Consider the following 1,327-nt stretch of genomic DNA (forward strand, 5'->3'; position numbering starts at 1 on the left):
AGCTTCCGCAGGGTAGTATGCCCCTTCGTCCATAACTCCCGTTTCAAGTATTTGACGGACCAGTGCCAAAACACTGCCGTCGCTTACTTTAGCCCCCACCCCTGCCAGTATCAAGCCGTGGTCCAGCGTGTCGAAGCACTTCGACAAGTCCATGTCAACGACATGAGCCAGCCCCCACTTGTTACTGAAACGCTCTGCCTTAGCCACTGCATGGGCGCAGCTGCGCCCGGGGCGGTAGCCGTAGCTCGATGGGTGGAAGCCCGGCTCGAAAATGGGCTGGAGGATGTTGAGCAGTGCTTGCTGCACCACCCGGTCGCGTACCGTCGGTATGCCTAATGGGCGTTCGCTGCCGTCAGGCTTCGGGATATACACCCGTTTTACTGCCTGCGGGCGGTACGCCTTCGTCCTGAGTTCTTTTTCCAAACGGCGCAGCTCTGACACCCTCTTCTCATCGAAGTCGGCGATACGCACTCCGTCTACTCCGGCAGCACCCCGGTTCGCCTTTACCTTCTGGTAGGCTTCCATGAGGTTCTTCCAGCTGTACACTTTGTCGTATAGGCTGTACCATTTTCGCATAAAAAAAAAAACTTTTGTACGTTGCAGCTTCTCTGAGCTCCAGGCGGTGCAATTAAGGCAGGCTGTTTGTTCTGGCGGGAGGCAGGGCGTTTCTAGCTCTATGGCAATCTACCCTGTCTGGCTCCACCGTACTCAACGCTCGTGCGGATTATTGGTCAGGCTGGGCTCGTCACCACCTTCCCATAATTCCTCATCGGGGTCCCACCGACGATTGTCTTCACTTGTACCTTAACGACCCCTTGGAGGGAGACGCTTTGATTTAACTTCGCCCCTTCGCAGCTTACCAGCACTTTTGGCGCTGATAAGTCAAGTTGACTAGCCTTGCGATTGGCTGCCGCAACTTGTCCTCCGAGTTTTATCCTCCACCCTGTTACCAGAGCTTCAAAGGCTCGGAGTTTAAAACTACTACGGGCTCATCTGCCACCTGCTGGCGTGTGGCTGCTGCCTCGTCTTTCAACTTGTTAGCTGCTTGTCCAGAAAAAAAATCCCGGACACCCCAACAGGCTTCCATGGTTAAGCAAACTTTCCTGTATGGGACCCCGTCCGTTTTAACGTGGCAGGTTATCCGGCTTTTGGGCTTTCCCACTTTTTGCAAGGTTACCCACCTGCCGCGCCACTCCCGGTTCGCTCCCGCTACGTGCCCCATACTTGCTAAGGCTTCCTTCCCACCCTACCGTTGCCAGTAACGCAGTTGCCTTCGCATTGGCTTCCCGCCGATTAGGCGCCAGGGCTTCTTTCAGCCCTTCGGAAA

Annotated in this window: 2 protein-coding genes; both read right to left on the reverse strand. The window is 55.4% G+C overall.

Annotated features, from left to right (window positions below; translation table 11 throughout):
• Positions 1-576, reverse strand: a 576-nt coding sequence (locus IX84_RS28835; RefSeq protein WP_044229655.1) for a reverse transcriptase domain-containing protein, incomplete at its 3' end; no start/stop codon positions are given.
• Positions 577-1,124: 548 nt separating this feature from the next.
• Positions 1,125-1,327: hypothetical protein (locus IX84_RS33640; RefSeq protein WP_044229656.1), on the reverse strand; the 203-nt coding region annotated here is incomplete at its 5' end.

The sequence above is a fragment of the Phaeodactylibacter xiamenensis genome, assembly GCF_000759025.1.
Lineage (GTDB): Bacteria > Bacteroidota > Bacteroidia > Chitinophagales > Saprospiraceae > Phaeodactylibacter > Phaeodactylibacter xiamenensis.